The organism is Acidovorax sp. HMWF029, assembly GCF_003060895.1.
In the GTDB taxonomy this organism is placed as follows: domain Bacteria; phylum Pseudomonadota; class Gammaproteobacteria; order Burkholderiales; family Burkholderiaceae_C; genus Acidovorax.
Genome location: NZ_QAIH01000207.1, coordinates 1 through 24,426, shown reverse-complemented (window position 1 = coordinate 24,426; position 24,426 = coordinate 1). Strand labels below are relative to the sequence as shown.

General features: G+C 66.0%; 25 protein-coding genes. 12 read left to right on the top strand and 13 right to left on the bottom strand.

The features are described 5' to 3' along the window. Nucleotides 1-403: 403 nt before the first annotated feature. The 5 genes from DBR12_RS14515 to lplT all read right to left on the bottom strand — a co-directional run bounded on the left by DBR12_RS14515 (nt 404) and on the right by lplT (nt 4,669). Nucleotides 404-904, bottom strand: coding sequence for a hypothetical protein (locus tag DBR12_RS14515; protein WP_108617911.1), 501 nt, complete (start codon nt 902-904; stop codon nt 404-406). Next, nucleotides 889-1,365, bottom strand: a complete 477-nt coding sequence (locus DBR12_RS14510; RefSeq protein WP_108617910.1) for a hypothetical protein — start codon at nt 1,363-1,365, stop codon at nt 889-891. Before DBR12_RS14510 ends, DBR12_RS14515 begins: the two co-directional genes overlap by 16 nt. A gap of 354 nt (nt 1,366-1,719) precedes the next feature. After that, nucleotides 1,720-2,205 (bottom strand): glutathione peroxidase, encoded by a 486-nt coding sequence (locus tag DBR12_RS14505; protein WP_108617909.1) that lies wholly within the window; start codon nt 2,203-2,205, stop codon nt 1,720-1,722. Nucleotides 2,206-2,272: 67 nt separating this feature from the next. Next, nucleotides 2,273-3,169 (bottom strand): DMT family transporter, encoded by an 897-nt coding sequence (locus DBR12_RS14500; RefSeq protein WP_108617908.1) that lies wholly within the window; start codon nt 3,167-3,169, stop codon nt 2,273-2,275. Nucleotides 3,170-3,364: 195 nt separating this feature from the next. Beyond that, entirely contained in the window at nt 3,365-4,669 is a 1,305-nt protein-coding gene (gene lplT / locus DBR12_RS14495; protein ID WP_108617907.1) for a lysophospholipid transporter LplT, read from the bottom strand. A gap of 157 nt (nt 4,670-4,826) precedes the next feature. Between lplT and alr the strand changes: the two genes are divergently transcribed. Both alr and DBR12_RS14485 read left to right on the top strand, forming a co-directional pair. Then, complete coding sequence (alr, locus tag DBR12_RS14490) at nt 4,827-5,942, top strand: alanine racemase (protein WP_108617906.1); 1,116 nt, start codon at nt 4,827-4,829, stop codon at nt 5,940-5,942. Between the two features lie 130 nt (nt 5,943-6,072). Continuing rightward, entirely contained in the window at nt 6,073-6,960 is an 888-nt protein-coding gene (locus DBR12_RS14485; RefSeq protein ID WP_108617905.1) for a hypothetical protein, read from the top strand. A gap of 39 nt (nt 6,961-6,999) precedes the next feature. Here DBR12_RS14485 and DBR12_RS14480 read toward each other — a convergent pair whose 3' ends face one another. Beyond that, nucleotides 7,000-7,503, bottom strand: a complete 504-nt coding sequence (locus DBR12_RS14480; protein ID WP_108617904.1) for a MarR family winged helix-turn-helix transcriptional regulator — start codon at nt 7,501-7,503, stop codon at nt 7,000-7,002. A gap of 69 nt (nt 7,504-7,572) precedes the next feature. On the opposite strand from DBR12_RS14480, the gene DBR12_RS14475 reads away from it, so the two are divergent. Then, nucleotides 7,573-8,388, top strand: a complete 816-nt coding sequence (locus DBR12_RS14475; RefSeq protein WP_108617903.1) for a siderophore-interacting protein — start codon at nt 7,573-7,575, stop codon at nt 8,386-8,388. A gap of 200 nt (nt 8,389-8,588) precedes the next feature. Here DBR12_RS14475 and DBR12_RS14470 read toward each other — a convergent pair whose 3' ends face one another. Further along, nucleotides 8,589-9,476 (bottom strand): LysR family transcriptional regulator ArgP, encoded by an 888-nt coding sequence (locus tag DBR12_RS14470; protein ID WP_108617902.1) that lies wholly within the window; start codon nt 9,474-9,476, stop codon nt 8,589-8,591. 77 nt (nt 9,477-9,553) lie between these two features. Here DBR12_RS14470 and DBR12_RS14465 point away from each other — a divergent pair, with 77 nt between their 5' ends. Both DBR12_RS14465 and DBR12_RS14460 read left to right on the top strand, forming a co-directional pair. Further along, entirely contained in the window at nt 9,554-10,162 is a 609-nt protein-coding gene (locus DBR12_RS14465) for a LysE/ArgO family amino acid transporter (RefSeq protein ID WP_108617901.1), read from the top strand. A gap of 76 nt (nt 10,163-10,238) precedes the next feature. Further along, on the top strand, nt 10,239-11,819 hold the full coding sequence (locus tag DBR12_RS14460) for an ABC transporter substrate-binding protein (protein ID WP_108617900.1): 1,581 nt from the start codon (nt 10,239-10,241) through the stop codon (nt 11,817-11,819). Between the two features lie 204 nt (nt 11,820-12,023). Here DBR12_RS14460 and DBR12_RS14455 read toward each other — a convergent pair whose 3' ends face one another. The 3 genes from DBR12_RS14455 to DBR12_RS14445 all read right to left on the bottom strand — a co-directional run bounded on the left by DBR12_RS14455 (nt 12,024) and on the right by DBR12_RS14445 (nt 14,577). Beyond that, on the bottom strand, nt 12,024-12,647 hold the full coding sequence (locus tag DBR12_RS14455; RefSeq protein WP_108617899.1) for a glutathione S-transferase family protein: 624 nt from the start codon (nt 12,645-12,647) through the stop codon (nt 12,024-12,026). A gap of 74 nt (nt 12,648-12,721) precedes the next feature. Further along, on the bottom strand, nt 12,722-13,699 hold the full coding sequence (locus DBR12_RS14450) for a 2-dehydropantoate 2-reductase (protein WP_108617898.1): 978 nt from the start codon (nt 13,697-13,699) through the stop codon (nt 12,722-12,724). A 47-nt stretch (nt 13,700-13,746) separates the two neighbouring features. Next, on the bottom strand, nt 13,747-14,577 hold the full coding sequence (locus DBR12_RS14445; protein WP_108617912.1) for an aldolase/citrate lyase family protein: 831 nt from the start codon (nt 14,575-14,577) through the stop codon (nt 13,747-13,749). A 163-nt stretch (nt 14,578-14,740) separates the two neighbouring features. Between DBR12_RS14445 and radA the strand changes: the two genes are divergently transcribed. The 7 genes from radA to DBR12_RS14410 all read left to right on the top strand — a co-directional run bounded on the left by radA (nt 14,741) and on the right by DBR12_RS14410 (nt 20,992). Beyond that, nucleotides 14,741-16,120, top strand: a complete 1,380-nt coding sequence (gene radA / locus DBR12_RS14440) for a DNA repair protein RadA (RefSeq protein WP_108617897.1) — start codon at nt 14,741-14,743, stop codon at nt 16,118-16,120. Between the two features lie 49 nt (nt 16,121-16,169). Beyond that, the gene (locus tag DBR12_RS14435; RefSeq protein ID WP_108617896.1) at nt 16,170-16,589 is read left to right on the top strand and encodes a glycerate kinase; all 420 of its coding nucleotides are present in this window, start codon (nt 16,170-16,172) and stop codon (nt 16,587-16,589) included. Between the two features lie 115 nt (nt 16,590-16,704). Next, nucleotides 16,705-17,643: a branched-chain amino acid transaminase gene (locus tag DBR12_RS14430; protein ID WP_108617895.1), complete on the top strand. Its 939-nt coding sequence runs from the start codon at nt 16,705-16,707 to the stop codon at nt 17,641-17,643. Nucleotides 17,644-17,648: 5 nt separating this feature from the next. Next, complete coding sequence (locus DBR12_RS14425) at nt 17,649-17,852, top strand: zinc-finger domain-containing protein (RefSeq protein ID WP_108617894.1); 204 nt, start codon at nt 17,649-17,651, stop codon at nt 17,850-17,852. A 3-nt stretch (nt 17,853-17,855) separates the two neighbouring features. Next, the gene (locus tag DBR12_RS14420) at nt 17,856-18,671 is read left to right on the top strand and encodes a glycosyltransferase family 2 protein (protein WP_108617893.1); all 816 of its coding nucleotides are present in this window, start codon (nt 17,856-17,858) and stop codon (nt 18,669-18,671) included. Then, entirely contained in the window at nt 18,671-19,924 is a 1,254-nt protein-coding gene (locus DBR12_RS14415) for an O-antigen ligase (RefSeq protein WP_108617892.1), read from the top strand. The genes DBR12_RS14420 and DBR12_RS14415 overlap by 1 nt, the downstream gene beginning before the upstream one ends. Before the next feature lie 93 nt (nt 19,925-20,017). Further along, nucleotides 20,018-20,992 carry a glycosyltransferase gene (locus tag DBR12_RS14410; RefSeq protein ID WP_108617891.1) on the top strand — a complete coding sequence of 325 codons (975 nt, stop codon included), beginning with the start codon at nt 20,018-20,020 and terminating at the stop codon, nt 20,990-20,992. A gap of 84 nt (nt 20,993-21,076) precedes the next feature. On the opposite strand, the gene DBR12_RS14405 is transcribed toward DBR12_RS14410, so the two are convergent. From DBR12_RS14405 to DBR12_RS14395, 3 genes are all read right to left on the bottom strand, one after another. Beyond that, a complete protein-coding gene (locus DBR12_RS14405; RefSeq protein ID WP_108617890.1) occupies nt 21,077-22,171 on the bottom strand; it encodes a nitronate monooxygenase family protein in 1,095 nt (364 codons plus the stop codon). Between the two features lie 22 nt (nt 22,172-22,193). After that, on the bottom strand, nt 22,194-23,078 hold the full coding sequence (locus DBR12_RS14400; protein ID WP_108617889.1) for a LysR family transcriptional regulator: 885 nt from the start codon (nt 23,076-23,078) through the stop codon (nt 22,194-22,196). 391 nt (nt 23,079-23,469) lie between these two features. Next, the coding region (locus tag DBR12_RS14395; protein ID WP_108617888.1) for an ATP-binding protein at nt 23,470-24,426 on the bottom strand (957 nt) is incomplete at its 5' end.

The window sequence follows — 24,426 nt, the reverse complement described above, 5'->3', positions numbered from 1 at the left end:
ACGGGGGCGGGCGCGGCAGCCACTTCGGGCTCGGGCGGCTGGGTCGGAGTGTCGGCACAGCCTGCAAGCAGCAGTGCGGCGGCGGTCAGCAAACCAACGGGGGCGAAGCGTGTGTGAAAGAGCATGGACATCCCTTGGGGTAGAACAATAGTGATGGAAAACACGTGTGCTGAAACGACGACTCTTGGCGCGTGGAACTGAGCAGCGAGTCTTTGCCAACCGGTGCGCATGCCCTCAGAGAGTCAATGGCGCGGCGGCTTGCGACCGGCGGGACACATTTCGCGACCAGCCAGATGGCGGCTGGTGGAGGCGTCACCTTTGTGGCGCAAATCTCGCCACAGTAGAGCGATGGCGAGACTGGGTGCCGTGTGGCAGTGGCAGAACCGCAAAGCGGCCCTGTCGGCTATTGCACCAGCTGCCAGAAGGTGACCTGCGCGAATTTGGTGTCGTTGGCCCAGGGGTCCCAGATGGTTTTGTCCCCCCGGCTTTTGGCGCCTGGCCACGAGCCCAACGAAGTGGACATCGCCGGTGCGTAGCTGCCCCGCGTGCGCAGGGTCTCTGCCTTGCCTTCGCGGGTGTAGCTGTAGCCACCCGCCGTGGTGTCGGGCCCTGGGTAGACAACGATCACGTGTCCGTTGGTGGCCTCGGACTTGCCACCCACGACCAGTGCTCCTTCGCGCGCCAGGCGGCCCACCTGTCCTGCCGGGACGATCTTCCAGTGCGCCTGCCCGCGCATGTGCTCGACCAGTGCGTTGGCGCTCATCCATGCCTGGTTGGGCAGGTACTGCTTGATCACATGCCATACGGCATGGCTGCATGAGTTGGGGTACAGCGCATAGGCAGCATCGCAAGCCTGCTTGAGCTTGCTGACGGACTGCGCGGTTTCTGCTACGTCTGTGGGCACGAGGTTTTGTCCTGTGAAGGGTTGGTGTTCTTGGGGGTGTAGGTCCCCTTGCGAGGATTCCAGTGCAGGCTGGGCAGCGTGGAGTCGCCGCCCACGGCAGGGGACTGCACCTTCAGGCGCAACTCGTGCGGGACACTGCGCTGCCAGCGCCCGGCGCTGATGGTCAACTCCTGCGGGGGATCGATTGGGAAGAGGTGCGGGATGCGGCCCAGGCAGCGGCCCGTTGCGTCAATGAGCATGGGCAGAGGAAAGTCGCGCCACGGTGCATCAGCGGGCAGGGTTTTGTAGTGGTCGTCGGTGAACACGCTGAGCAGTCGTACCTTGGCAGCAACTGGCGTAGCCATGGACGAGGGCTGCTGTGCGATGGCGCAAATACGCACTGCGGCACGGTAGGGCTCCATGTCGGCAGGCAGACCCACGCTGCGCTCCACCGGCAAGCACGCGGCCGGCGAGATGTTCACAAAGTCATGGGCGTAAGCAGCGCAGGCGGATGCAAGAAGTGACGCAGCGGCAACGCACGCTCGCCATCCAGCGAAAGCAGACATGAAGAGAGGCCTCCCAAACAGCAGAAGATGCGGCCGAGTGGTCTGTGCCACTCTGAAACGACGCCGAGTGTCGCTGGAGTTTTCTGCTGTTTTGACGTCAACGTGCCTGTTGGCAACTGCTTGATTCAGCTTTCACAAATGCCTACATGGCGCATCAATTGGTAACGCCGGGCATGTGTTCGGAGCATGATGAGACCTGACAAGCCCGCCACCGCGTGCGATGGCACGGCGCAATGGGCGGCGCTGTCCGCACCGACCGGGGTTGCTGGCTCAAGCTAGCGCCGCCTCAATATCCCCCGCCAGTTTCTTCGGCGCATCCTGCGGCGCATAGCGGCGGATCACGTGGCCGTCCTTGCCGACCAGGAACTTGGTGAAGTTCCACTTGATGGCCTTGCTGCCCAGCAGGCCCGGGGCCTCGGCGGTGAGCCATTTGTACAGGGGGGATGCGTTGGCGCCGTTCACGTCGATCTTGGCCATCATCGGAAAGCTCACGCCGTAGTTGAGCTGGCAGAAGCTGGCGATCTCGTCGTTGCCGCCGGGGTCCTGGGCGCCGAACTGGTTGCAGGGGAAGCCCAGCACGACGAGGCCTTTGTCGGCATATTCCTTGTGCAGCTCTTCCAGCCCGCCGAACTGGGGGGTGAAGCCGCAGGCGCTGGCGGTGTTGACGATGAGCAGTACCTTGCCCTCGTACTGGCGCAGGGGCACGCTCTGGCCGTTGATCTGCTGGGCTTCAAAGTCGTAGATGCTGGTGGGCATGCGGGTACTCCGGGTTGCGATGGCGGGTCATCGTAGCCTGTGCTGTCGAAGCGTGCGCGCGTATCGCTCAATGACCCGTGGCACCGGGGCGGCGGAACTGCAGCGCCGCCAGCAGCGAGGCCACAAGGATCAGTGCACCGCCCAGCACGGTGCGTGTGCTCAGGGTGGAAGCGCCCAGCAGGGCCGAGGACACGCTGGCGAACATCACCTCCGACAGCATCACCAGCGCCGTCGTACCGGCCGCCAGCCGCGCCGCGCCAAATTGCAGCGCCCAGTTGCCCAGCATGAGCACGCCCGCCAGAAGCAGCCCGGTGACGACCCAGGTGGCGTTGGCTGCGGGAAAGGGCTCGACCACACCCATCTGCAGCCCGATCCCCGCCACGGCAAGCGCCATCAGCATGCAGCCGCCAAACATCGAGAACATGCGCGCGGGCCCCGGCACGGCGTGCAGGCGGCGCAGTGTGACGTTAGTGAGCGCAAACATGAAGCCGCCCAGCAGCGCCAAGCCGTCGGCCAGCGACAGGTTCTGCAGCAGGCGCGATGCGGGTGCGCCTTCGGGCAGCAACACCAGCACCACGCCGCTGAAGGCCAGCCCCAGGCGCAGCAGCGCCGCCGGGGTGGGGCGCTCGCCCAGCACCTTCCAGGCCAGCAGCACGGCCCAGGCGGGCATCAGATAGAACAGCAGGATCACGCGCACCACATCGCCAATGGTCACTGCCCAGTTGAAGGCCGCATTGTTCAGGCCCGAGGCCAGCGCCAGCAGCCACAGTTCGGGGTGCTGGCGCACCTGGGCCCAAAGTGTGGGTCGCCAGGCCAGCAGCGCCAGCAGCACCACCGCATACATGAACGCCGTGGCCCACAAGGGGTGCAGCCCCGCCTGGTGCATGTGCTGGAATGGCCACCACGCCAGCCCCCAGACAAAGGCGTTGAACAGCAGGGCGGCGAAGGGCAGGGGCGATTGCATTGAAGGAAAAATGGCCGTTACCGCGCTATAGATAAGGGCTGATAGCTATGAAAATAATAGTGAATGGCGCAGCGCCAGAAACTGGCACACCGCCCTGCCAGCGCACCCGTGGAACTGGCTCTGCCAGGCCACCGGGTGCGTCCCCCTCCTGCGCAGCGAGAGAGGGGGAAGGCGCGCAGCGCCTCAGGGGGCTTCTCAGTGATGTGTGTCGTGCCGCGCAATGTGCAGCAGGTGCTCCACCTCTTCGCGGTGCTGTACGCAGTTGTTCTGGTGCCAGCGCTGGATCAGCCACATCACGCCCGCCACCACCAGCCCGAAGGCCGTGATGGCGCCGAACACCGACAGCCCGAACTTGAGTGACAGGCTGTAGAACGCGCCCAGCGCCAGGATGCAGGCCTGCTCGTTGAAGTTCTGCACGGCGATCGAGCGGCCCGCACCCATCAGGTTGTGGCCCCGGTGCTGCAGCAGCGCGTTCATGGGCACGACCAGGTAGCCACCCAGACCCCCCAGGATGATGAGGAAGGGGATGGCCACCCAGATGTTGCTGATGAACACCATGAGGATCAGCAGCAGCCCCATGGCAATGCCCAGCGGGATGACCTTGGTGGCCATGTCCAGGCGCATGCGCATCGAGGCCACCACAGCGCCCACGGCCGTGCCGATGGCCACCACGCCGGTGAGGGCTGAGGCCTGCGTGGTGTTGTAGCCCAGCGCCACGGCGGCCCAGGCCAGCACGATGAATTTGAGGTTGCCACCCGCCCCCCAGAACAGCGTGGTGGTGGACAGCGAGATCTGGCCCAGCTTGTCGCGCCACAGGCGGCTGTTGCAGGCCCAGAAGTCGGGCAGCAGGCTCAGCGTATTGGAGATGGCGCTGCGCGAAGGGTCGGAACGCATAGGGCGCATTTCCACGCCGGTGTGGGGGATGCGTGTGTTGAACCAGGCGGCCACGGCATACACCACGATCAGCGCGGCAATGGCTGACTCGGCGGGCGTGTCCACGCCGGTGTTGATCATCGGGATGTCGATGTGCAGCAGCATGGCCGACATGTGCTGCCCCACCAGCTGGCCGCCCAGCAGCACGCCCAGGATGATGGAGGCAATCGTGAGCCCCTCGATCCAGCCGTTGGCCTTGACCAGTTGCGATGCTGGAAGAAGCTCGGTGAGGATGCCGTACTTGGCGGGCGAGTAGGCCGCCGCGCCCAGGCCCACTACCGCGTAGGCAATGAGCGGGTGGGAGCCGAACAGCATCATCAGGCAACCCACCACCTTGATGGCATTGCTGATGAACATCACCTTGCCCTTGGGCAGTGCATCGGCAAAAGCACCCACGAAGGGCGCCAGCACCACATAAAACAGGGCAAACATGGGCACCAGGGCGGCGCGCTGCCATTCGGGGGCACCCTCTGCGCGCAGGAGTTCCACGGCGGCCACGAAAAGTGCGTTGTCGGCCAGCGAGCTGAAAAACTGCGCCGACATGATGGTGTAGAAACCGCGCTTCATCGAATGGCTGGTGGGTGCATCAGTTGGGCTGATGCACTGTTAATTGTGAGTAACCGTAGCAGGGGACAGGCGGTTATATCACGCGGATAAACGGCTGCAGTGCCAGAATCCTGCAGGTATTCCCCGGTAGATTCCCCCGTCCCAACTGGTTCTTGCCATGCCCCGTCCCATCACTGCCACGATCCACACCGCCGCCTTGCACAACAATCTGGAGCGCGTGCGTCAGTCGGTGCCCGACGCCAAGGTGTGGGCGGTGGTCAAGGCCAACGCCTATGGCCATGGCATCGAGCGCGTGTTCGAGGGCCTGCGCGGGGCCGACGGTTTTGCGCTGCTGGACCTGGCCGAGGCCGAGCGCGTGCGCCACCTGGGCTGGCGCGGGCCCATCCTGCTGCTTGAAGGCGTGTTTGAGTCGCGCGACCTGGAGCTGTGCTCGCGCCTGGGTCTGTGGCATGCGGTGCACTGCGATGAGCAGATCGACATGCTGGCCGCGCACAAGACGCAGGTGCCACACCGGGTGTTCCTCAAGATGAACTCGGGCATGAACCGCCTGGGCTTCACCCCTGGGCGCTACCGCGCCGCCTGGGCCCGGCTCAACGCGCTGCCGCAGGTGGACGAGATATCGTTCATGACCCACTTCAGCGATGCTGACGGCCCGCGTGGCATTGCGCATCAGATGGCGGCCTTCACCGCCGCCGCGCAGGACCTGCCCGGCGAGCGCAGCCTGAGCAACAGCGCCGCCACGCTGCGCCACGCGCAGGATGCGGGCGTGCGCGCCGACTGGGTGCGTGCAGGTATCGTGGTGTATGGCAGTGCCCCCGACTTTCCTGAGCACAACGCCGGCCACTGGGGCCTGTTGCCCACCATGACCCTGTCCACCCGTCTCATTGCCACACAGCAACTGCAGGCGGGCGACACGGTGGGTTATGGCTCGCGCTTCACGGCCGACGGCCCGCTCACCATTGGCATCGCCGCCTGTGGATATGCCGACGGCTACCCGCGCCATTGCGACACGGGCACCCCGGTGCTGGTGAACGGCGTGCGCACGCGCCTTGTGGGGAGGGTGAGCATGGACATGGTGACCGTGGACCTCACACCCCTGCAGCAGGCCGGTGTGGCAGCAGGTTTTGGCACCGAGGTCACGTTGTGGGGCCAGGCCAGCAATGGCACTGTGCTGCCCATCGACGAAGTGGCGCAGGCCGCAGGCACCGTGGGCTACGAGTTGATGTGCGCGCTGGCCCAGCGCGTGCCGGTGGTGGTGGACGGCATGGCCTGAAATTCCCCCTCTCTGCCCCTGCTGTTCCCGCAGAAGTTCGCACAACGGATGCAGCCTGCGTGCTGTGACAGCCTGAAACTGGTGTGAAATGGCGCAGTCTGTTTGCCACCTTGCGCATCGCACTCTTGCCATGTCCACACCCCGCAGCAACCCTTCCAGCTCCACAAAAAAAAGCAGCTCCACCTGGCGCTCGGTGCGCATGCCGCACCACGGCGTGGTGGCGCGCAGCCTGCAGCAGCGCTACAGCTTGCGCTGGCACGGACTGCTGATCGGCAGCTTCACGCTGCTGCTCATGTGGGGCACCTCGCACGCGCAGATGCTGCTGGGCGTGGACTCGCTGACGTTGCGTTACCTGGTCACGCTGTCGGTGGGCTACCTGGGGTATCTGCTGGTGCTGCGGGTGTGGGCCGCGCGGCTGGTGCGGCGCGATGGTGGTGGGGGTGACGGGGGTGATGCCAGCGTGGACCTGTCCGATCTGTCCTGGCCCGGCAACGGGCCTTCGGGCGGTGGCGGTGGCCAGGTGCCCCTGCCGCGTGCGGGCAGCGGGGATTTTGGTGGCGGTGGTGCCTCGGGCGACTTTGGCGGCAGCTGGGCACAGGCCCTGCCCCGTGAGGGCTTCAGTTCTGCCAGCGAGTCCAGCACGCTGGGCGGCCTGGCGGGAGGCGCGGCCGATGCCATAGGCAGTGCAGACGAAGGCGCCGTGGTGGTGGTGCCCGTGGTAGCGATTTTCCTCATCGGCGCTGCGCTGATTTTTGGCGCTGGCTCGCTGGCCATGCTGTTTTTTGGTTGGGATGTGCTGCTCACCGTGGCGGTGGAGATCGCCTTCTCGGTGGCCACGGCACGTGCCACCGTGGGTGTGGAGCGCGAAGGCTGGCTCAGCGCCGCTGTGCGCCTGACCTGGAAGCCGCTCTTGGGCGCGCTGGTCTGCGCCGTGGTGCTGGGCGCTACGCTGGACCACTTTCTGCCCCATGTCCAGTCGTTGCCCGAAGCTGTGCGGGCCCTGCAGGGGCGGGGATGAGGGTTGGCTATCTAATTTGTAGCTGAAAAGTGATACCCATCAGGCGCAGGGGCCTGATTTTGTTTGATTTTTTTGTTCGCCCGGTGTGGTGCAGGCGCCCGGTGTGCCCAGCGCATCCAGGTTGCCGCGCACCTGCGCCAGCAGGGCCAGCAGCTGGGGCGCGGTAGCCGGGTCGCAGCCCTGCAGCACCGATGCCGCCAGCCCCCGGCGCGCATCGCGCAGCGCCTGGTGCAGGCCCGCGCCCTGGGGGCTCAGGCGCAGGCAACGGCTGCGTTTGTCATCGGCGTTGGGCTCGCTCTGCAGCCAACCCTTGTCCTGCAGCAGGCTCACCATGCGCGCCACCTGGGCCTTGTCGGCACCGCTGTGGGCCACCAGTTCCTTCTGGGTGGTGCCGGGGTGGCGGCCCACAAACATCAGGGCCCGCACTTCGTTGGGCGTCAGGTCGGGGTGGATGGTGGCCATGGCGCGTGCCATGTGCGCCCGGTAGGCATGCAGCAGGTCGTGCATGGCTTCAAAGATATCGGGGGGCGCGTGGGGGGGCATGGCTACATGTGGTTGACAAAATCAACCAATAGATGGATGATTTGGTTGATCAAGTCAACATTTTAAATCATGAGCGTGCCTCTTCCCTTTGCCCATCCCCCCGCGGACAACCCTTTGGTCATCGAGCGCATACGCCACCCGCTCCATGCTCGCCACCTGCGGGTGGTGCGCCGCACCCAGGTCAGCCCCGGTTTTGTGCGGCTGACCCTGGCGGGCCCCGAACTGGCGGGGTTTGTGAGCGCCGGTTTCGACGACCACCTCAAGCTCCTGCTGCCTCAGCCGGGCCAGGAACGCCCCACACTCCCTACGCTGCAGGATGGCCGCCCGGTATTTGACGGCCCCCGCCCGGTGCTGCGCGACTACACCCCCGCCCGGTTTGACGCACAAACGGGCGAGCTGGACATCGAGGTCGCCCTGCACGACGCAGGCCCTGCCACCGACTGGGCCGCCAGTGCCACCGTCGGCCAGTGGGTGGGAATTGCCGGGCCGCGCGGCAGCATGGTGGTGCCCACCGGGTTTGACTGGCACTGGCTGCTGGGCGATGAAACCGCGCTGCCCGCCATCGCCCGCCGCTTGGCCGAGCTGCCCGCCAGCGCGGTGGCCACCGTGCGCATCCAGCTGCGCAACCCCGCCGACCAGCGTGTGCTGGCCAGCGCTGCACAGGTGAGTTTGCAGTGGGTAAGCGCGCTGTCTGCCGCCGTCGAAACCTTGGCGCTGCCACCTGGCGCGGGGTTTGTCTGGGCAGCAGGCGAACACAGCGAAATGGCCGCCGTGCGCCGCGCCATGCTGGCCAAGCCGGGTGTGGACGCCAAACGCATGCGCATCTCTGCCTACTGGAAGCGCGGCGTGGCTGACCACCATGAAGACCTGGCCAGCGTTGCGTAGTCGAAGCTTGCGCTGTCGACGCGCCTGTCTTGCCTTAAGGATGTCCTGCATAACTCCCTGCGGTCTGTGATAGCGCGGCCTCGGGCAGTTCGCTGCGTTGCTTTTCTTGCCAATAGCCGGGCTATTGGCTGCAAAAAGACGCCTTGCGGCCTGTCCCGATCCGCACTACCACCGACGCGCGAGGGTTATGCAGGACATCCTTAACGCAGCAGCGTCAGCGCCGCCGCCTGTTGCACCGCCTGCGTCATGTGCTGCAGCGCCTGCACGTTCAGGCGCCAGCACTGCCAGTAAAGCGGCACATCCACGGGCTTGCCCGCAATCAGTTCGACCAGCGTGCCGGTTTTCAGATCGTCCTCCACCAGCGGGTCAGGTGTCATGCCCCACCCCAGGCTTGCGCGCGTGGCTTTGACGAAGGCATGTGCCTCGGGCAGCCAGTGCACGGGCGGGGCCAGCTTGCGGCGCGTGATGCGGCCCACGAAACGCGACTGCAGTGCATCCTTGCGGTTGAACACCAGCATGGGTGCCTGAGCGAGCGTCGTGGCGTTCACGCCTTGCGCAAAGTGGCGCTGGATAAAGGCGGGGCTGGCCAGGGCGCGGTAGCGCAGCGTACCCAATGGCAACACCTGGCAGCCCTGCACGGGCTGCGGGTCGGCCGTCACGGCGGCCATCACGCGGCCTTCGCGCAGCAGGTTGGCCGAGTGGTCCTGGTCCTCCACATGGATATCGAAGGTGATGGCCTGCCCCACGGTCGCCTGCGCCATGGCGTGGGGGAACCAGGTCGCCAGCGAGTCGGCATTCACACCAATCGCCAGCCGCGTGGAGGTGTGTTGCCCGCCACCAATGGTGGCCAGCGCGTCGGCCTCGCTCAGGGCTACCTCGCGCGCGTGGCGGTACAGCGCCTGACCGGCCTCGGTGGGCGTGCAGGGTGTGGCGCGGCGCACCAGCACCTGGCCCACGTGCTCCTCCAGCAGTTTGATGCGCTGTGAGACCGCCGAGCGCGTGACATGCAGAACGGCAGCCGCGCGCTCGAAGTTGCCCTCGTCGATCACGGTGGCAAAGGCGTTGAGCTGGGCGGAGTCGAGGCGCATGGATGGTTAGCTATTCTGACGGATAGTTAAAAAGTATAGCTGGCGTCAACGAATTGCCTTGGCCAGAATCCGTGCCCATGGTCTCCACTGCACTCGTTCACGGTTTCACTTCCACCGCCATGCTCATCATGGCCATCGGCGCGCAAAACGCGTTTGTGCTGCGCCAGGGGCTGCGGCGCGAGCATGTGCTGCCGGTGGTGCTGGTATGCGCGCTCTCCGATGCGGTGCTGCTGCAGGCGGGCGTGTGGGGCATGGGCGGCGTGCTGCTGGCGCGGCCTGAGTGGGCGCAGTTCATGCGCTGGGCCGGCGCGATCTTCCTGGCCGCTTACGCGGTGCAAGCCGCCAGCCGGGTCTTCAAGCCCGCTCATCTGCTGGTGTCCGCAAACGGGCCAGGCGCGAGCATGCGCACCACCGTGCTCACAGTGCTGGCGCTGACCTGGCTGAATCCGCACGTGTACCTGGACACCGTGGTGCTACTGGGCACCATGGCAAGCCCCTACCCCGTGGAGGGGCGGGCCACCTTTGCCGCTGGGGGCTCGTTGGCCAGCGCCTTGTGGTTCGTGACACTCGGGTTTGGCTCGCGCTGGCTGGCGCCCGTGTTTGCGTCACCGCAGGCCTGGCGGGTGCTGGATGGCGCCACAGCAGTGACGATGATGGTCTTGGCGGCTGTGATGGCTCTAAGCTAAGAAAGATAAGTTCGTTGGGTAAAACGTGGGCTTGCTCCATAGTCAGACCATTGTTTGATCTGGAGTGATTGCCCCCATGCGTTTCAAGACCCTTTTGCTGGCCGCCGCCGTGGCAGCTGCCCTGCCGATGACCGTGCAGGCCAAGACCTTCCGCTGGTCGCGTTCTGTGGATATTTCGTCGTGGGACATCCATGCCCAGAACGTCGGTGTGAACAACACCATGCACGCGGCGGTGTATGACACCCTGGTCGAGTACAACAGCAAGACCTTCAAGCCCGAGCCGTCGCTCGCCACCGAGTGGAAGCTCATCAAGCCCACGCAGTTGCGCCTGACTTTGCGCAAGGGTGTGAAGTTCAGCGACGGCAGCGAGTTCACGGCCGACGACGCCAAGTTTTCGCTGGAGCGTGCCAAGGCCAAAAGCTCCAACTTCGCTGTCTACACCCAGGGCATTGACCGTGTGGAGAAGGTAGATGCCTACACCATCGACATCCACTCCGACCTGCCCAACCCCGTGTTGGTGAACCAGCTCACCGAGCTGCGCATTCTGAGCAAAGCCTGGGCCGAAAAGAACAAGTCGGTCGAGCCCAATGACATCAAGACCAAGGACGAAAACTTTGCCCACCGCAATGCGCTGGGCACCGGCCCCTACCAGCTCAAGCAGTGGACGCCCGACCAGCGCGTGGTGCTGGAACCCAACCCGAACTGGTGGGGCAAGGGCAAGTACCCCACCAACCTGACCGAGATCGTCTACACCCCCATCAAGGCCGACGCCACGCGCACGGCGGCGCTGCTGTCGGGTGAGGTGGACTTTGTGATCGACCCCAGCCTGCAAGACCTGGCGCGCATCAAGCAGACGCCCACCCTGCAGGTGCTGGAAGGGCCAGAGTACCGCACCATCTTCCTGGGGCTGGACCAGTTCCGTGACGAGCTGCCCGGCTCGGACGTGAAGGGCAAGAACCCGCTCAAGGACCTGCGCGTGCGCAAGGCGCTGTACCAGGCGATCGATATCCAGTCCATCCAGCGCGTGGTGCTGCGCGGCCTGGCCCAGCCCACGGGCACGTTGATTGCCAACCAGGTCAACGGCTGGACCAAGAAGGCCGATGTGCGCTACCCCTACGACACCAAGGCGGCTCAAAAACTGCTGGCCGATGCGGGCTACCCCAACGGGTTTGAGGTGGACTTTGCCTGCAGCGCAGGCCGGTACATCAATGACGAGCAGCTGTGCCAGGCCATCACCTCGCACTGGGCCAAGGTGGGCGTGAAGGCCAAGCTGCGCTCGCTGCCGTTTGCCACGTACTTCCCGATGATCCAGCGCAACGAGGCCAGCATCTACCTGCTGGGCTGGGGCGTGCCGACGTTTGACGCGTTTTACAGCCTGCAGTCGCTGGTGCGCTCGCCCGGCGCGGGGGGCGATGGCAACTTCAACCTAGGCCGCTTCTCTGATCCGCAGATCGACGCCCTGGTCGAGCGCGTGAAGAAGGAAACGGACACTGCGACGCGCAACGGTCTGATCGAACAGGCGCTGATCAAGGAGCATGAGCTGGTGTCGCACATCCCGCTGTACAACCAGGTGATTCCGTGGGCTGGTACCAAGAAGGTGGAGATCATCCACCGCGCGGACAACCGCATCGACTGGCGGTATCTGAAGGTGAATTGAGTGTGACAACCCCCTGAGGCACTTCGTGCCTTCCCCCTTCTCTCGAATTACTGCGCAAATCGGGAAGGGGGACGCCGCCAGCGCACGCACGCGCAGCGCTGCCTACGCAGCATGGCGGCCCTTGCGCGGCGGCCCTGGCCTGTGCCGCGCCAGTTTTACAAGCCGCGCACTCTCGCAGCGTGGATGTGTAGCCCCAAAGAAATTTCAGGCCAGTGCGCGCTGCACGGCGGGGCGCTGCAGCATGCGCTGCGTGTGTGCAAACACCTTCGGGAACTGTGCAATCTCCACGCCGTCGCTATGCAGCCAGGTGCCGATGGTGAACAGGTAGCCGTCGGCCACCGTGTATTGCTCGCCCATCACCCAGGGGCCCTGATCCGCCTGCGGCAGGTAGTGGGTTTCGATGAGGTTGAAACAGTCGGTCATGTTCTGCGGCACCTTGCGCTGCATGGCAGCCTGCGCTTCGGGCTCGTCGGCCCAGCGGCTGGCACGGGGGCGGTGGGCGTGGGCGATGTGCACGGTGGACGCGAGGTAGCTGTGGAACTCCTGCAGGCGCGCAAAACCATAGGCGTCGGTGGGCGCAAGGCGAGCTTGCGGAAAGCTCTGCGCCACATAGGCCAGCAGCGCCGGGGTTTCGGTCAGCGTGCCGTGCAGCGTGGCCAGCGCGGGCACGCGGCCCTTGGGGTTCACCGCCAGGTATTCGGGCGTGCGTTGCTGGCCAGCGGCGAAATCCACCCGAACCAGTTGGTAGGCGGCGCCCGCTTCTTCCAAAGCGATGCGCACGGCCTGCGCGCAGGTGCCGGGGGTGTAGTAGAGCGTGAGTGTGGTCATGGAGGTTTGCTATTAAATATGTAGCTTAAAAGTCAATAGGGTCGCGCGCAGATGGCCTTTTTTGTTCGAATTTTTCAGTACAGACCGCGTGTGCGCGCCATCAGCCGCACCAGGCCCAGCAGCGCATCGGTGTGCGGGGTGGGCACGGCGGTGATCTGGCCCAGTTCGCGCACGGCGCCCACCAGGGCGTCGATCTCCATGGGTTTGTTGGCTTCCACGTCCTGCAGCATGGAGGTCTTGAATGCGCCCAGCTTGCGGGTGACGGCGTGGCGGTCTTCGGGTTGTTGATCGATCGGCAGGCCCAGCTTGTCGCCGATGGCCTTGGCTTCAAGCATCACGTGCGACACAAAACCCCGCACCAGGTCGTCGTCCAGGATGCGGTCGGTGGTGGCGCCGGTGAGGGCACTGATGGGGTTCATGGTGAGGTTGCCCCAGAGCTTGAACCAGATGTCCTTCTGGATGCAGTCGCTCACCTCTACGTCGATGCCGCCGCGCTGCAGCGTGTCGGCCAGGGCCTGCAGGCGTGCGCTGCGGTGGCCGCCGGGTTCGCCGATGATGAGGCGGTTGCCGAAATGCTGTTTGACGAAACCCGGCGCCTCCAGCGAGCAGCTGGTGTGCACCACACTGCCCACCACATGGCGCGTGGGGACGGCGTTGGCGATCACGCCGCCCGCGTCCACGGATGCGAGCGCGCGGCCTTGCGCAGCGCCGCCAAAACCGTCCAAAAACCACCAGGGCACGCCGTTCATGGCCGTGAGCACCACGGTGTCCGGCCCGATCAGCGGCTCCATGGCGCGTGCCACCTCGGGCAGGCCGGGCGCCTTGACAGCCACCACGACCAGGTCCTGCACGCCCAGGGCCGCCGGGTCGGCCGCTGCCGTCACCGCCACCTGTGCCACCGTGCCGTCGGGGCGCCGCAGGCGCAGGCCGTCGGACTGCAAAGCCGCCAGCGTGGCGCCGCGCGCCACCAGGCTGACCAGGTTGCCCGCCTGCGCCAGGGCCACACCGAGCCAGCCGCCGATGGCGCCCGCGCCGTAGATACATGCTTTCATGTTTGTCGATCCTTGCTTGTTTTTGTGTGTTGTTCTGATGACGGGAGTCAGTAGCCAGCGGGCCGTGGCGCGGCGGCTTCTGCGCTGCTGCGAAAGCGCGCCAGCAGATTTTGTGCAGCGCTTGCCAGCAGCATGGTGTCCACGCCCACGGCCACAAACAGCGCACCGGCCGCCAGCCACTGGCGCGCTTGCGCTTCGTTGGTGGCCAGGATGCCGGGCGCCTTGCCCGCACGCAGGATGCGCGTTATGCCATCGTGGATGGCGGCCTGCACATCGGGGTGCCCCGGGTTGCCAGGGTGGCCCATCGATGCCGACAGGTCGGCCGGGCCGATGAACACGCCGTCCACGCCCGGTGTGGCGGCAATTGCATCGAGGTGGGCCATCGCTTCTACCGTTTCGGCCTGCACCAGCAGGCAAATCTGCTGGTTGGCCTCGTGCACATAGCGGGGATAGGCCTGCCAGCGCGACGAGCGCGCCAGCGCACTGCCCATGCCACGCACGCCCTCGGGCGCATAGCGCGTGGCGCGCACCAGCTGCTGTGCCTGCTCGGGCGTGTCCACCATGGGCACCAGCAGGGTTTGTGCGCCGATGTCGAGGTACTGCTTGATGAGGGCGGTGTCGCCCACCGGCACCCGTGCAATGGCGTGGGGTGCGCGGGCCCCCGGTGGCAGGGCGCTGCTGGCGCTGGCAATGGCCTGCAGCTGGTGCAGGATGGAGCGCAGGTCGTTGGGCGCGTGTTCCCCATCGACCAGCAGCCAGTCGTAGCCGGTGCCTGCGAGGATTTCTGCTGTGTAGGCATCGGCCAGGCCCAGCCACAGGCCGATTTGTGCCTCGCCCTTGGCCAGGGCCTGCTTGAAGGAGTTGGTAGGTGTGTGCATGGCGTGCATTCTTGCCGATGCAGAAGAACCAGGTGGATGGGTGGCCATCGTAGAGGCGCGGCGCCTGGGGTCTGTAGGTGCTTGGTAGGGTGCGCGCCGACTCCTGGGGCTGCGCCGCTATAGTCGGCCACCCGCGCCTGTGCCCACCGACCATCCCCTTTTCATGGCCAAAGACAAAACCATCTTCACCTGCACCGAATGCGGCGGCACCAGCCCGCGCTGGCTGGGCAAATGCCCGGCATGCGGCGCCTGGAACACGCTGATCGAGCAGGTGGCCGAGGCCGGGCCGGGCAAAAACCGCCTGAGCGCACCGCAAGGCTATGCAGGCCTGGCCCACGCGCAGCCCGTGATGCCGCTGGCCGCCATCGAAGCCCAGGACGTGGCCCGTACCCCCAGCGGCATCGATGAGCTGGACCGTGTGCTGGGTGGCGGCATTGTGGAAGGCGGCGTGGTGCTCATCGGCGGCGATCCGGGCATTGGCAAGTCGACCCTGCTGCTGCAGGCCATGGACGCACTGCAGCGCGCAGGCCTGCCCACGCTGTACGTGACAGGCGAGGAAAGTGGCGCCCAGGTGGCGCTGCGCTCGCGGCGCCTGGGCATCGAGGGCAGCCAGGTGCAGCTGCTGGCCGAGATCCAGCTCGAAAAAATCCTCGCCACGGTGGATGCTACGCAACCCGCCGTGGTCGTCATCGACTCCATCCAGACCACCTACTCCGACCAGCTCACCAGTGCGCCAGGCTCGGTCGCCCAGGTGCGCGAATGCGCAGCGCACCTCACGCGCATGGCCAAGGGCACGGGCATTGCAGTCATTCTGGTGGGCCATGTGACCAAGGAAGGCGCCCTGGCGGGGCCGCGCGTGCTGGAGCACATGGTGGACACGGTGCTGTACTTCGAAGGCGACACGCACAGCCAGTTCCGCCTGGTGCGCGCCATCAAGAACCGCTTTGGCGCGGTGAACGAAATCGGCGTGTTCGCCATGACCGAAAAGGGCCTCAAGGGCGTGAGCAACCCGAGCGCCATCTTCCTCTCTCAGCATTCCGAGCCCGTGCCCGGCAGCTGTGTGATGGTGACGCTGGAGGGCACACGCCCGCTGCTGGTGGAGATCCAGGCCCTGGTCGATACGGGCGGCCCCAGTCCGCGCCGTCTGTCGGTGGGTCTGGACAAAGATCGCCTGGCCATGCTGCTGGCCGTGCTGCACCGCCACGCGGGCGTGGCCTGCATGGACCAGGACGTGTTCGTGAACGCCGTCGGAGGCGTGCGCATCAGCGAACCAGCGGCTGACCTCGCCGTGATGCTGTCCATCACCAGCAGCTTGCGTGGCAAAGCGTTGCCCCGGGGGTTTCTGGCGTTTGGCGAGGTCGGGTTGGCGGGCGAGGTGCGGCCCGCACCGCGTGGGCAGGAGCGCCTGAAGGAGGCCGCCAAGCTGGGCTTTAGCGTGGCGGTGGTGCCCAAGGCCAATGCGCCCAAAAAGCCCATCGAAGGGCTCACCATCCATGCTGTGGAGCGGGTGGAAGAGGCCATGAACGTTGTGCGCGGGCTGTAAGCAATGCCCACAGCCGTACACCGTTGAGCCCGTAAGACAATCCCAGCCTATGAATTTGCGCAATATCCTGGTGCCCCTGGGGGTCGTGTCCCTGATCGGCTTTGGTTTTTATGCCTATGGCTGGGCCGGTATCGCGGCCGTGGTCGGCGGGCTGGTCATGTGGGCCTTGCTGCACTTCACGCGGCTGGTGAATGTGATGAAGAAGGCGGCCAAGCGGCCGATTGGCTATGTGGGCAGTGCCGTCATGCTCAATGCGCGGCTGGCCGAGGGAGTGAACCTGATGCATGTGGTGGCCATGACCCAGGCGCTGGGTGAGCTGCGGTCTGCTGAAGGCGCGGACCCGGAGATCTACCGCTGGACCGATGGCACGCGCTCGCACGTGACCTGCGAGTTCCGCCGGGGCAAGCTGGTGAAGTGGACGCTGGAGCGGCCAGAGGCGGATGCCGACACCCCGCCTCTGGCGGGATGACATCCCTCCTCGGAACCTGCGGGTTTGCTGCACTGCACCCCCGGGCGGCGGTTCCCTGCATGCTGCGGCCCCGTAAAATCCCGGTTTTGCGACCCATAGCAACCAAAGGATTCCCATGAGCCCCGTAGTTCCCTCGATGGCCGACCGTGACGGCAAGATCTGGATGGACGGCCAGATGGTCGATTGGCGCGACGCCAAGATCCATGTGCTGACCCACACCCTGCACTACGGCTGCGGCGCCTTCGAAGGCGTGCGCGCCTACAACACCGCCAACGGCACCGCGATCTTCCGCCTGGAGGAGCACACCGACCGTTTGTTCAACAGCGCCAAGATCCTGCGCATGAAGATCCCGTTCACCAAGGAAGAAGTGAACGAGGCCCAAAAGGCTGTCGTGCGCGAAAACAAGCTTGAATCCTGCTATCTGCGTCCATTGACCTGGATCGGCTCGCAAAAGCTGGGTGTTTCGCCCAAAGGCAACCAGATCCACCTGATGGTGGCGGCCTGGGCCTGGGGTGCCTACCTGGGCGAGGAAGGCCTCAAGCGCGGCATCCGCGTCAAGACCAGCAGCTACACGCGCCACCACGTCAACATCACCATGACGCAGGCCAAGGCGGTGAGCAACTACACCAACTCCATCCTGGCCAACATGGAAGCGCTGGACGACGGCTACGACGAAGCCCTGCTGCTCGACAGCTCGGGTTTTGTGTCCGAAGGCGCGGGCGAGAACATCTTTGTGATCAAGAACGGCGTGATCTACACGCCCGACCTGTCGGCCGGTGCACTCAACGGCATCACCCGCAACACGGTGTTCCACATCGCCAAGGACCTGGGCCTGGAGATTGTGCAAAAGCGCATCACACGCGACGAGGTCTACATCGCCGATGAGGCCTTCTTCACGGGCACGGCGGCTGAAGTGACCCCCATCCGCGAACTCGACCGGATCGAGCTGGGCAGCGGATCACGCGGCCCGATCACCGAAAAAATCCAGAGCGCCTTCTTCGACATCGTCGGTGGCCGCAATCCCAAATACGCCCACTGGCTCACCAAGGTCTGAAGAACATGTCGCAAGCAACCGTTGAACTCCTGGCCAAAGACCTGAACGCCCAGGGCGGCGTTTTCTGCCCCAGCCCCAAGGCCGACATGAAGCTGTGGAACAGTCACCCCAAGGTGTACCTGGACGTTGCCCGCACGGGTGAGGCCAAGTGCCCTTACTGCGGAACCGTCTATCGCCTGAAGGCGGGCGAGCATTTCCACGGTCATTGATTGATGCCCGCAGGAACCGGCGGTGCATCGGCGCCGCCCACGTTGACCGTTGCGGTGCTCACCCACAACGAGGCGCACCGCATTGAGGCCTGCCTGAAGAGTGCCGCGTTTGCCGACCAGCTCCTGGTGGTGGACAGCGGCAGCACGGACAACACCGTGGCCATCGCCCAGGGCCTGGGCGCCGAAGTCCACAGCTATCCCGACTGGCAGGGCTTTGCCGTGCAGCGCAACCGGCTGCTCGCGCATTCGCGGGGCGACTATGTGTTTTTCCTCGACGCCGACGAGGTGATGACACCTACGTTTGCGAAGGAGCTGCAGGCCATTGTCCGTTCGGGCGAACAGGCGGTGTGGACCATTCGCTGGCGCATGGTGGCCTTTGGGCACGAACTCAAGCATTTCCGCTCGCAGTCGCAGATCGAGCGCCTGTTTGTGCGCGCGCTGGTCAAGGAGTACACCGGGGTGGTGCACGAGCAGGCCCAGCTGCATGCCCTGCCCGGCGGCGGGGCAGTGCCGCGCCGACTCATCCAGGCGCGGCTGCTGCATTACTCGCGCACCACGGTGCGGGGTAGCCTGGAGAAGCTCACGCAGTATGTGATGCTCGGCGCCGCCAAGCGCGCCGAAAAAGGCCAGCGTGGAGGTGTGCTGCGTGGCCTGGCGTCGGGGCTCTCGATGTTCCTGCGCCTGTACGTGTTCCGCCTGGGTTTCCTGTGTGGCGGGGCCGGGTTTCTGTATTGCCTGTTTGTGGCGCTGGAGGGGTTCTTTCGCTATGCAGCCCTGCACTATGACCGTGACAGCCTGACCGACAAGGTGATCCGTTGATGACCGCACAACGCTGGTGGAGACGCAGTGCGAGCATCGGTGCTTTCATGGTTCCGGGGCTGGCACTGTGTGTGCCTTCCGGGTATTCGTACGGGGCAGCCTTGGTGCTGCTGGCTGCGCTGACCAGCGCCTCGGTGTGGTGGCGCCGCCCCGCGCCGCGCGCCGCCTGGTGGCTCACGGCCGCGTTTTCCTGCATGGCCGCGCTGTGGATGCTGGATGTGGGTGTTGCCTGGGGTTGGGGCAGCATGGACCGCCCGGCCAAGTACCTGCTGGCCCTGCCCTGTATCTTTTACCTGATGATCTTCCAGCCTCGGGCGGCCTGGCTGTGGATGGGGATTGCCGTGGGGGCCGTGGGCGGCGGGCTCGTGGGGCTCTACCAGACCTATGGCATGGGCCTTGCGCGTGCCAACGGTTTCACCAACGCCATCCAGTACGGCAACCTGAGCATGCTGCTTGCGGTGATGAGCGGCCTGCTGCTGGTGGCGCAGTGGCGGCGCTGGGTGCTGTGGCAGCGCCTGCTGCTGGCGAGCGCCGTGGTGCTGGGCGTGGCAGGGTCGGTGCTGTCGCAGTCGCGCGGCGGCTGGCTGGCCCTGGTGCTCTTGCTTCCGTTGTGTGCCTGGCTGCTGGTGCGAACCACTGGGCAGCGGCGCGTGTACTGGGGCCTGTCTGCACTGGTGGTGGTGGCCGCTGCGCTGTCGCAGGTGCCGGCCGTGGAACTGCGGGTGGATGAAGCACGGCAGGAAGTGCAGACCTACAAGCAGAACGGCGACGGCCGTAGCTCGGTGGGCCAGCGCCTGGCGCACTGGGGCCTGGCTTGGCAGATGGGCTGGGACCGCCCCCTCACCGGTTGGGGCCGGGCGGGGTATGCCGAAGAAAAGGCCCGGCGCGTAGCGGCTGGGCACGCGCACCCCGTGGTGCTCGAGTTCGGCCACGCACACAACGAAATCCTGGATCTGTTTGCCAAACGCGGCCTGCCCGGCGTGCTGCTGCTGATGGCCTTCTACGGCATTCCGTTGGCGTTGTTCTGGCCCACGGCACAGCGCATCCGCGATGCCGAAGGCAAGATGGACCGCGAATCGCTGTCGCTGTGCCTGGTGGGCGTGCTGCTGCCGCTGTCGTACATCGGTTTTGGTCTCACGCAGGTGTTTCTGGCCCACAACAGCGGCAACATGTTCTACCTGTTCATGTGTCCCCTGGTGCTGGCCGCGCTGCACCAGCGGCGCGCGCGCCTCGGCTGTCCCCGCCCGCAGTGAGATGACGCGACCCCCCCTGAGTCGCTTCGCGCCAGCCTCATGGGCTGCGGATAGCGGGCAACACCGTGGAAAACTGAGACGAGAGGCTTCTCGATGCACATCCTATTGGTCAACAACTCCCCCATCCCCGTCTACGGCTATGGGGGCACCGAGCGCGTGATCTGGGACCTGGGTAAGACCCTGGTGCAGCAGGGCCACCGCGTGAGCTACCTGGTGCCCGAGGGCTCGACCTGCGACTTTGGCCAGGTGCTGCCCATTCGACCCGATGAGCCCTGGGAGGGCCAGATTCCGGCCGACGTGGACATCACGCATTTCCAGTTCAACCCGCGCACCGAGCTGGCCAAACCCTATCTCGTGACCGAACATGGCAACGCGCGCAAGCCCAAGCCGCTGCCGCGCAACACGGTGTTCCTCTCGCGCGACCATGCGGCGCGCTATGGCTCCAGCGAATTCGTTTACAACGGGCTGGACTGGTCGGGCTACGGTCCGGTGGACTTCCAATTGCCGCGCCCGCGCTACCACTTTCTGGGCAAGGCGGCCTGGGGCGTGAAGAACGTGCGTGGTGCCATCAAGGTGGCCAAGATGGCGGGTGTGGAGCTGGACGTGCTGGGCGGTGACCGCATCAACTTCAAGCGCGGCTTTCGCTGGACGCTGTCGCGCAAGATCCACTTTCACGGCATGGTGGGCGGCACGCAGAAGACCCGCCTGCTCAACGCCTCGCGCGGGCTGATCTTTCCGGTGCGCTGGCACGAGCCCTTTGGGTTGGCGGTGATCGAAAGCCTGTACTTTGGCTGCCCGGTGTTCTCCACCCCCTATGGTGCCCTGCCTGAGCTGGTGCCCGTGCACTGCGGCGTGCTGTCGGCCGAAGCCGCCGTGCTGGCCGAGGCGGTGCTGGGCAACCACTTTGACCCGCGTGCCTGCCACCAGCATGTGGTCGACCACTTTGGCGCCGAGCGCATGGCGCGCAACTACCTGCGCATGTACGAACGGGTGCTGGCGGGCGAAACGCTCAATGCGCAGGCCCCGGTCATTCAAGGCCCGGCGCGCGAGCTGCCGTGGAAGAACTGACGGGGCGGCCTCGGACTTTTGATAAAAATGGCCGTTTCCGCGCAATGGATAAGCGCAAGTAGCTATTAAAAATATAGCGCCGCCTCAGGCGGTGGCTGTCTGCAGCTCCTGCGCCAGCACCGCCATCAGTTCGGCCGCTGGCAAGGGCCGCACCTGGGCTACGCCCTGGCCCGCCCACAGCGACAGATGATCGGCCCGGCCCGCCTGGGTGGCGGCGCGGCGCAGTGCGCCTGTCAGTGCGTTCTGCACGGGGTAGGGCGGTACGCTGCGCTCATCCGCCCGCAGGGCGTCCATCATGCTGTTCACAATGCCGCGCGCGGGCCGACCTGAAAAGATGCGTGTGGTGCGGGTGTCCGTGGGGCCGGCCTGCGTCAGCGCCTGGCGGTAGGTGGGGCCGATGCCCGACTCGGGGCATGTCAGAAACGCCGTGCCCATCTGCACCGCCTGGGCACCCAGGGCGAGTGCGCCCGCAATGCCCCGCCCGTCCATGATGCCGCCCGCTGCGATCACGGGGATGGACGGCAGTGCGTCCACGCATTGCCGCACCAATGTCAGCGTGCCCAACATGCTGGCTTCGAAGTCGTCCACCGACGGCCCTCCCGGCGCAGGCACGTCGTGGCCAGGCGACAGGAAGGTGCCCCGGTGCCCGCCCGATTCCATGCCTGAGGCGCAGACAGCATCTGCCCCCACGGCGGCCCAGGCGCGGGCTTCGGCCACAGTGGTGGCGGTTCCGATCACTGTGCTGCCAGCGGACTGCAGTCGCGCCACCTGCGCGGCAGAGAGGATGCCGAAGGTAAAGCTGGACACTGCTGGCCGTGCGGCCACCAGGGCCTCAAACTGCGCGCCAAAGTCTTCGCACCACTGCGCGGGCCGCTCCGGCACCAGGCCAAACTCCGCATAGAACGGCGCCAGGCGCTGCAGCGCGGCCTGCACCGTGGCCTCGTCGGGGGACGGAGTGGCCTGCACAAACAGGTTCATGCCAAAGGGCCGGTCGGTGCGGCGGCGCACCTCGGCGGCGGCTTCGGCCATGGCGGCGGGCGAGCGCATGCCGCAGCCCAGCATGCCCAGGCCCCCGGCCTGGGACACGGCGGCTGCCAGCGCGGGCGTGTCGGAGCCCGTCATGGGACCCTGGATGATGGGCAGCGCGAGGCCCAGGCGGGTGGTGAAGGGGGAAGGCATGTGCAACTCCTGTGAAGATGGGTCAGATGACGGAACAGGCTATGCGGGGCGCGCTGGCCAACAGGGCCGCCTGCAGGGCCTGCAGCGCTGGCGACTGGTAGCCGCGCCGACGAACCAGCACCGTGTCGCTGGCTGCCAGGGGCACCCAGCGCAGTGCCGGGGGCTCGCGCATCAGGTCGATCACGGCCTGCGGCACCACGCCAGCGCAGCGCCCGGCCGCCACGCAGGCCAGGATGGCGTGGTACGAGGCCAGCTCCAGCACACGCGGTGGCGTGCCGTTCTTTTCCTGCAGGAAGGACTCGCCCATGCGGCGGTAGGTGCAGCCGTTGCTGAATGCGGCCAGCGTGTCCAATTGCAGGTCTTGGGCTGTGTACACCGGCGGGTGGTCAGCGGGCAGGGCCAGCAGCAGGGCTTCTGAGAACACCGTGGTGCGCTCCACCGGGGCGTCGGCATCAACGCCCGGCGGTGGCCAAGCGACCAGTGCGCAGTCGATGCGGTGGTCCACTACCTGTTCCACCAGCTGGCGCGAGGGCGCTGTGGACAGCTCCAGCACCAGCGCGGGCCACTGCGCGTGCAACTGTGCCAGTGGTTGCGGCAAGCGGGCTGCAGCAGTGCTTTCCATGGCGCCCAGGCGCAGGCGGCCACTGGGCTGGCCGGGGTGCACCGACTGGCGGGCCTCTTCGGCCAGCGCCAGCAGGCGGTCGGCATAGCCATGCAGCGATTCGCCCGCAGGGGTGAGCACCATCCGCTTGCCTTCGCGCAGGAACAGTGGGGCGCCCAGTTGCTCCTCCAGCTGTTGCACGCGGGTCGTCACGTTCGATTGCACGCGGCCCAGCCGCTCAGCGGCGCGGGTCACGCTGCCTTCCTGCGCCACGGCGCGGAAAATCTCCAGTGCGGTAAGGTCCATGGAAATTCTTGATAAAAGATGAATTTTTGAAAATATATCTCAAAAAAGAATTATTCGTTGTGGCCCGGTAACCCGGTAGCCTATGCACCACAGCTGCAATGCCCCTGTCGCAGCGTCCGCTGGCCGTGGCGCTGCGCATGTCCGCAGCAAGGCCCGCGCTGTCGTTTTCGGCGGGTGGTGCTTTCCCAGCCTGCTCACAGCGGCGTATGGCTGCGGACAGTTCGTGGGCCCGCCACGCGTGTTTGTGGATGCAGAGCCGTGCGGCCACGCAAGGCCTGTGGGTTTTCTAGAAATTGCCCGTGGCAGTGGCAGTGTTGGCGCTGGGGGCGGATGCGTTCACGGCCATGGCTTGGCGCTGGGCGCTGAATACATGCGGCGCCAGCGGGCTGGGTCAGTGGGTGTTTGTGCTTGCGGTGGCAGCCACAGGCACGAGTGGCAGGGTCAGCACAAAACAGGCACCATGCTCGCCATCCGACCGGTCCTGGCAGTGCACAGTGCCCTGGTGGCGCCCTGCAATAGAACGCACCAGCGACAGCCCCAGTCCCACACCTCCCGCACGTTCGCTGGCGCCCGGCAGGCGGTAGAAGGGCTCGAAGATGCGCTCGCGCTGGCTGGGGGGGACGCCCGGGCCTTGGTCGCACACATGCACCTCGGCACGCCCCTGGTGGCGGTGTACCACCACCGTGATCTCGCCCGTGCTGTAGCGGCGCGCGTTCTCCAGAAGGTTGCGGATGGCCCGGCGCAGCAGCTTGGCCACGCCGCGCACCTCCAGCGTGTCGGGGCTGGCGCTCACGTCCAGGTCGGCGTCCACACGGGCGCATTCCTCGGCGGCCAGGCCGATCAGGTCCACCAGTTCTACGGTGCCCACATCGGCTTCGCGCGCATCCAGGCGGCTGGCCAGCAGGATCTCGTCCACCAACTGGTCCAGCTCGGCGATGTTGCGCAGGATCTCCTCGCGGAACGCGGGCGAGGGCTGCTGGCCGCCCATCAGCTCCAGCCCCATGCGGATGCGGGTGAGCGGCGAGCGCAGCTCGTGCGATGCATTGGCCAGCAACGACTTGTGCGACTTGACGAGCGTCTCCACCCGTTCGGCGGCGGCGTTGAACTGGCGCGCCAGGTCGGCCACCTCGTCCTGCCCCTGCTCTGGCACCCGCACGGAGAGGTCGCCTTCACCAAACTTCTGCACACTGCGCTGCAGTGCTTCGAGCCGCTGCGTGAGGCGCCGGATGATGGGGTACACCCCCACCGCCACCGCCAGGCTCACTATGCCCAATAGCCATAGGAAGCCAAACGGTGGGCGCGTCCAGAAAGCGGTCCAGCCCTGGTTGGGCCCGCCGCCGCCCGGCCG

Bases quoted from the DNA above. Each gene is read 5' to 3' on its own strand.
- DBR12_RS14455 (WP_108617899.1), bottom strand. From the start codon at position 12,647: ATGACCACACTCACGCTCTACTACACCCCCGGCACCTGCGCGCAGGCC.
- alr (WP_108617906.1), top strand. From the start codon at position 4,827: ATGCCCCGTCCCATCACTGCCACGATCCACACCGCCGCCTTGCACAAC.
- DBR12_RS14475 (WP_108617903.1), top strand. From the start codon at position 7,573: ATGAGCGTGCCTCTTCCCTTTGCCCATCCCCCCGCGGACAACCCTTTG.
- DBR12_RS14445 (WP_108617912.1), bottom strand. From the start codon at position 14,577: ATGCACACACCTACCAACTCCTTCAAGCAGGCCCTGGCCAAGGGCGAG.
- DBR12_RS14425 (WP_108617894.1), top strand. From the start codon at position 17,649: ATGTCGCAAGCAACCGTTGAACTCCTGGCCAAAGACCTGAACGCCCAG.
- DBR12_RS14460 (WP_108617900.1), top strand. From the start codon at position 10,239: ATGCGTTTCAAGACCCTTTTGCTGGCCGCCGCCGTGGCAGCTGCCCTG.
- DBR12_RS14405 (WP_108617890.1), bottom strand. From the start codon at position 22,171: ATGCCTTCCCCCTTCACCACCCGCCTGGGCCTCGCGCTGCCCATCATC.
- DBR12_RS14400 (WP_108617889.1), bottom strand. From the start codon at position 23,078: ATGGACCTTACCGCACTGGAGATTTTCCGCGCCGTGGCGCAGGAAGGC.
- DBR12_RS14410 (WP_108617891.1), top strand. From the start codon at position 20,018: ATGCACATCCTATTGGTCAACAACTCCCCCATCCCCGTCTACGGCTAT.
- DBR12_RS14485 (WP_108617905.1), top strand. From the start codon at position 6,073: ATGTCCACACCCCGCAGCAACCCTTCCAGCTCCACAAAAAAAAGCAGC.
- DBR12_RS14435 (WP_108617896.1), top strand. From the start codon at position 16,170: ATGAATTTGCGCAATATCCTGGTGCCCCTGGGGGTCGTGTCCCTGATC.
- radA (WP_108617897.1), top strand. From the start codon at position 14,741: ATGGCCAAAGACAAAACCATCTTCACCTGCACCGAATGCGGCGGCACC.
- DBR12_RS14505 (WP_108617909.1), bottom strand. From the start codon at position 2,205: ATGCCCACCAGCATCTACGACTTTGAAGCCCAGCAGATCAACGGCCAG.
- DBR12_RS14420 (WP_108617893.1), top strand. From the start codon at position 17,856: ATGCCCGCAGGAACCGGCGGTGCATCGGCGCCGCCCACGTTGACCGTT.
- lplT (WP_108617907.1), bottom strand. From the start codon at position 4,669: ATGAAGCGCGGTTTCTACACCATCATGTCGGCGCAGTTTTTCAGCTCG.
- DBR12_RS14430 (WP_108617895.1), top strand. From the start codon at position 16,705: ATGAGCCCCGTAGTTCCCTCGATGGCCGACCGTGACGGCAAGATCTGG.
- DBR12_RS14415 (WP_108617892.1), top strand. From the start codon at position 18,671: ATGACCGCACAACGCTGGTGGAGACGCAGTGCGAGCATCGGTGCTTTC.
- DBR12_RS14450 (WP_108617898.1), bottom strand. From the start codon at position 13,699: ATGAAAGCATGTATCTACGGCGCGGGCGCCATCGGCGGCTGGCTCGGT.
- DBR12_RS14470 (WP_108617902.1), bottom strand. From the start codon at position 9,476: ATGCGCCTCGACTCCGCCCAGCTCAACGCCTTTGCCACCGTGATCGAC.
- DBR12_RS14480 (WP_108617904.1), bottom strand. From the start codon at position 7,503: ATGCCCCCCCACGCGCCCCCCGATATCTTTGAAGCCATGCACGACCTG.
- DBR12_RS14500 (WP_108617908.1), bottom strand. From the start codon at position 3,169: ATGCAATCGCCCCTGCCCTTCGCCGCCCTGCTGTTCAACGCCTTTGTC.
- DBR12_RS14465 (WP_108617901.1), top strand. From the start codon at position 9,554: ATGGTCTCCACTGCACTCGTTCACGGTTTCACTTCCACCGCCATGCTC.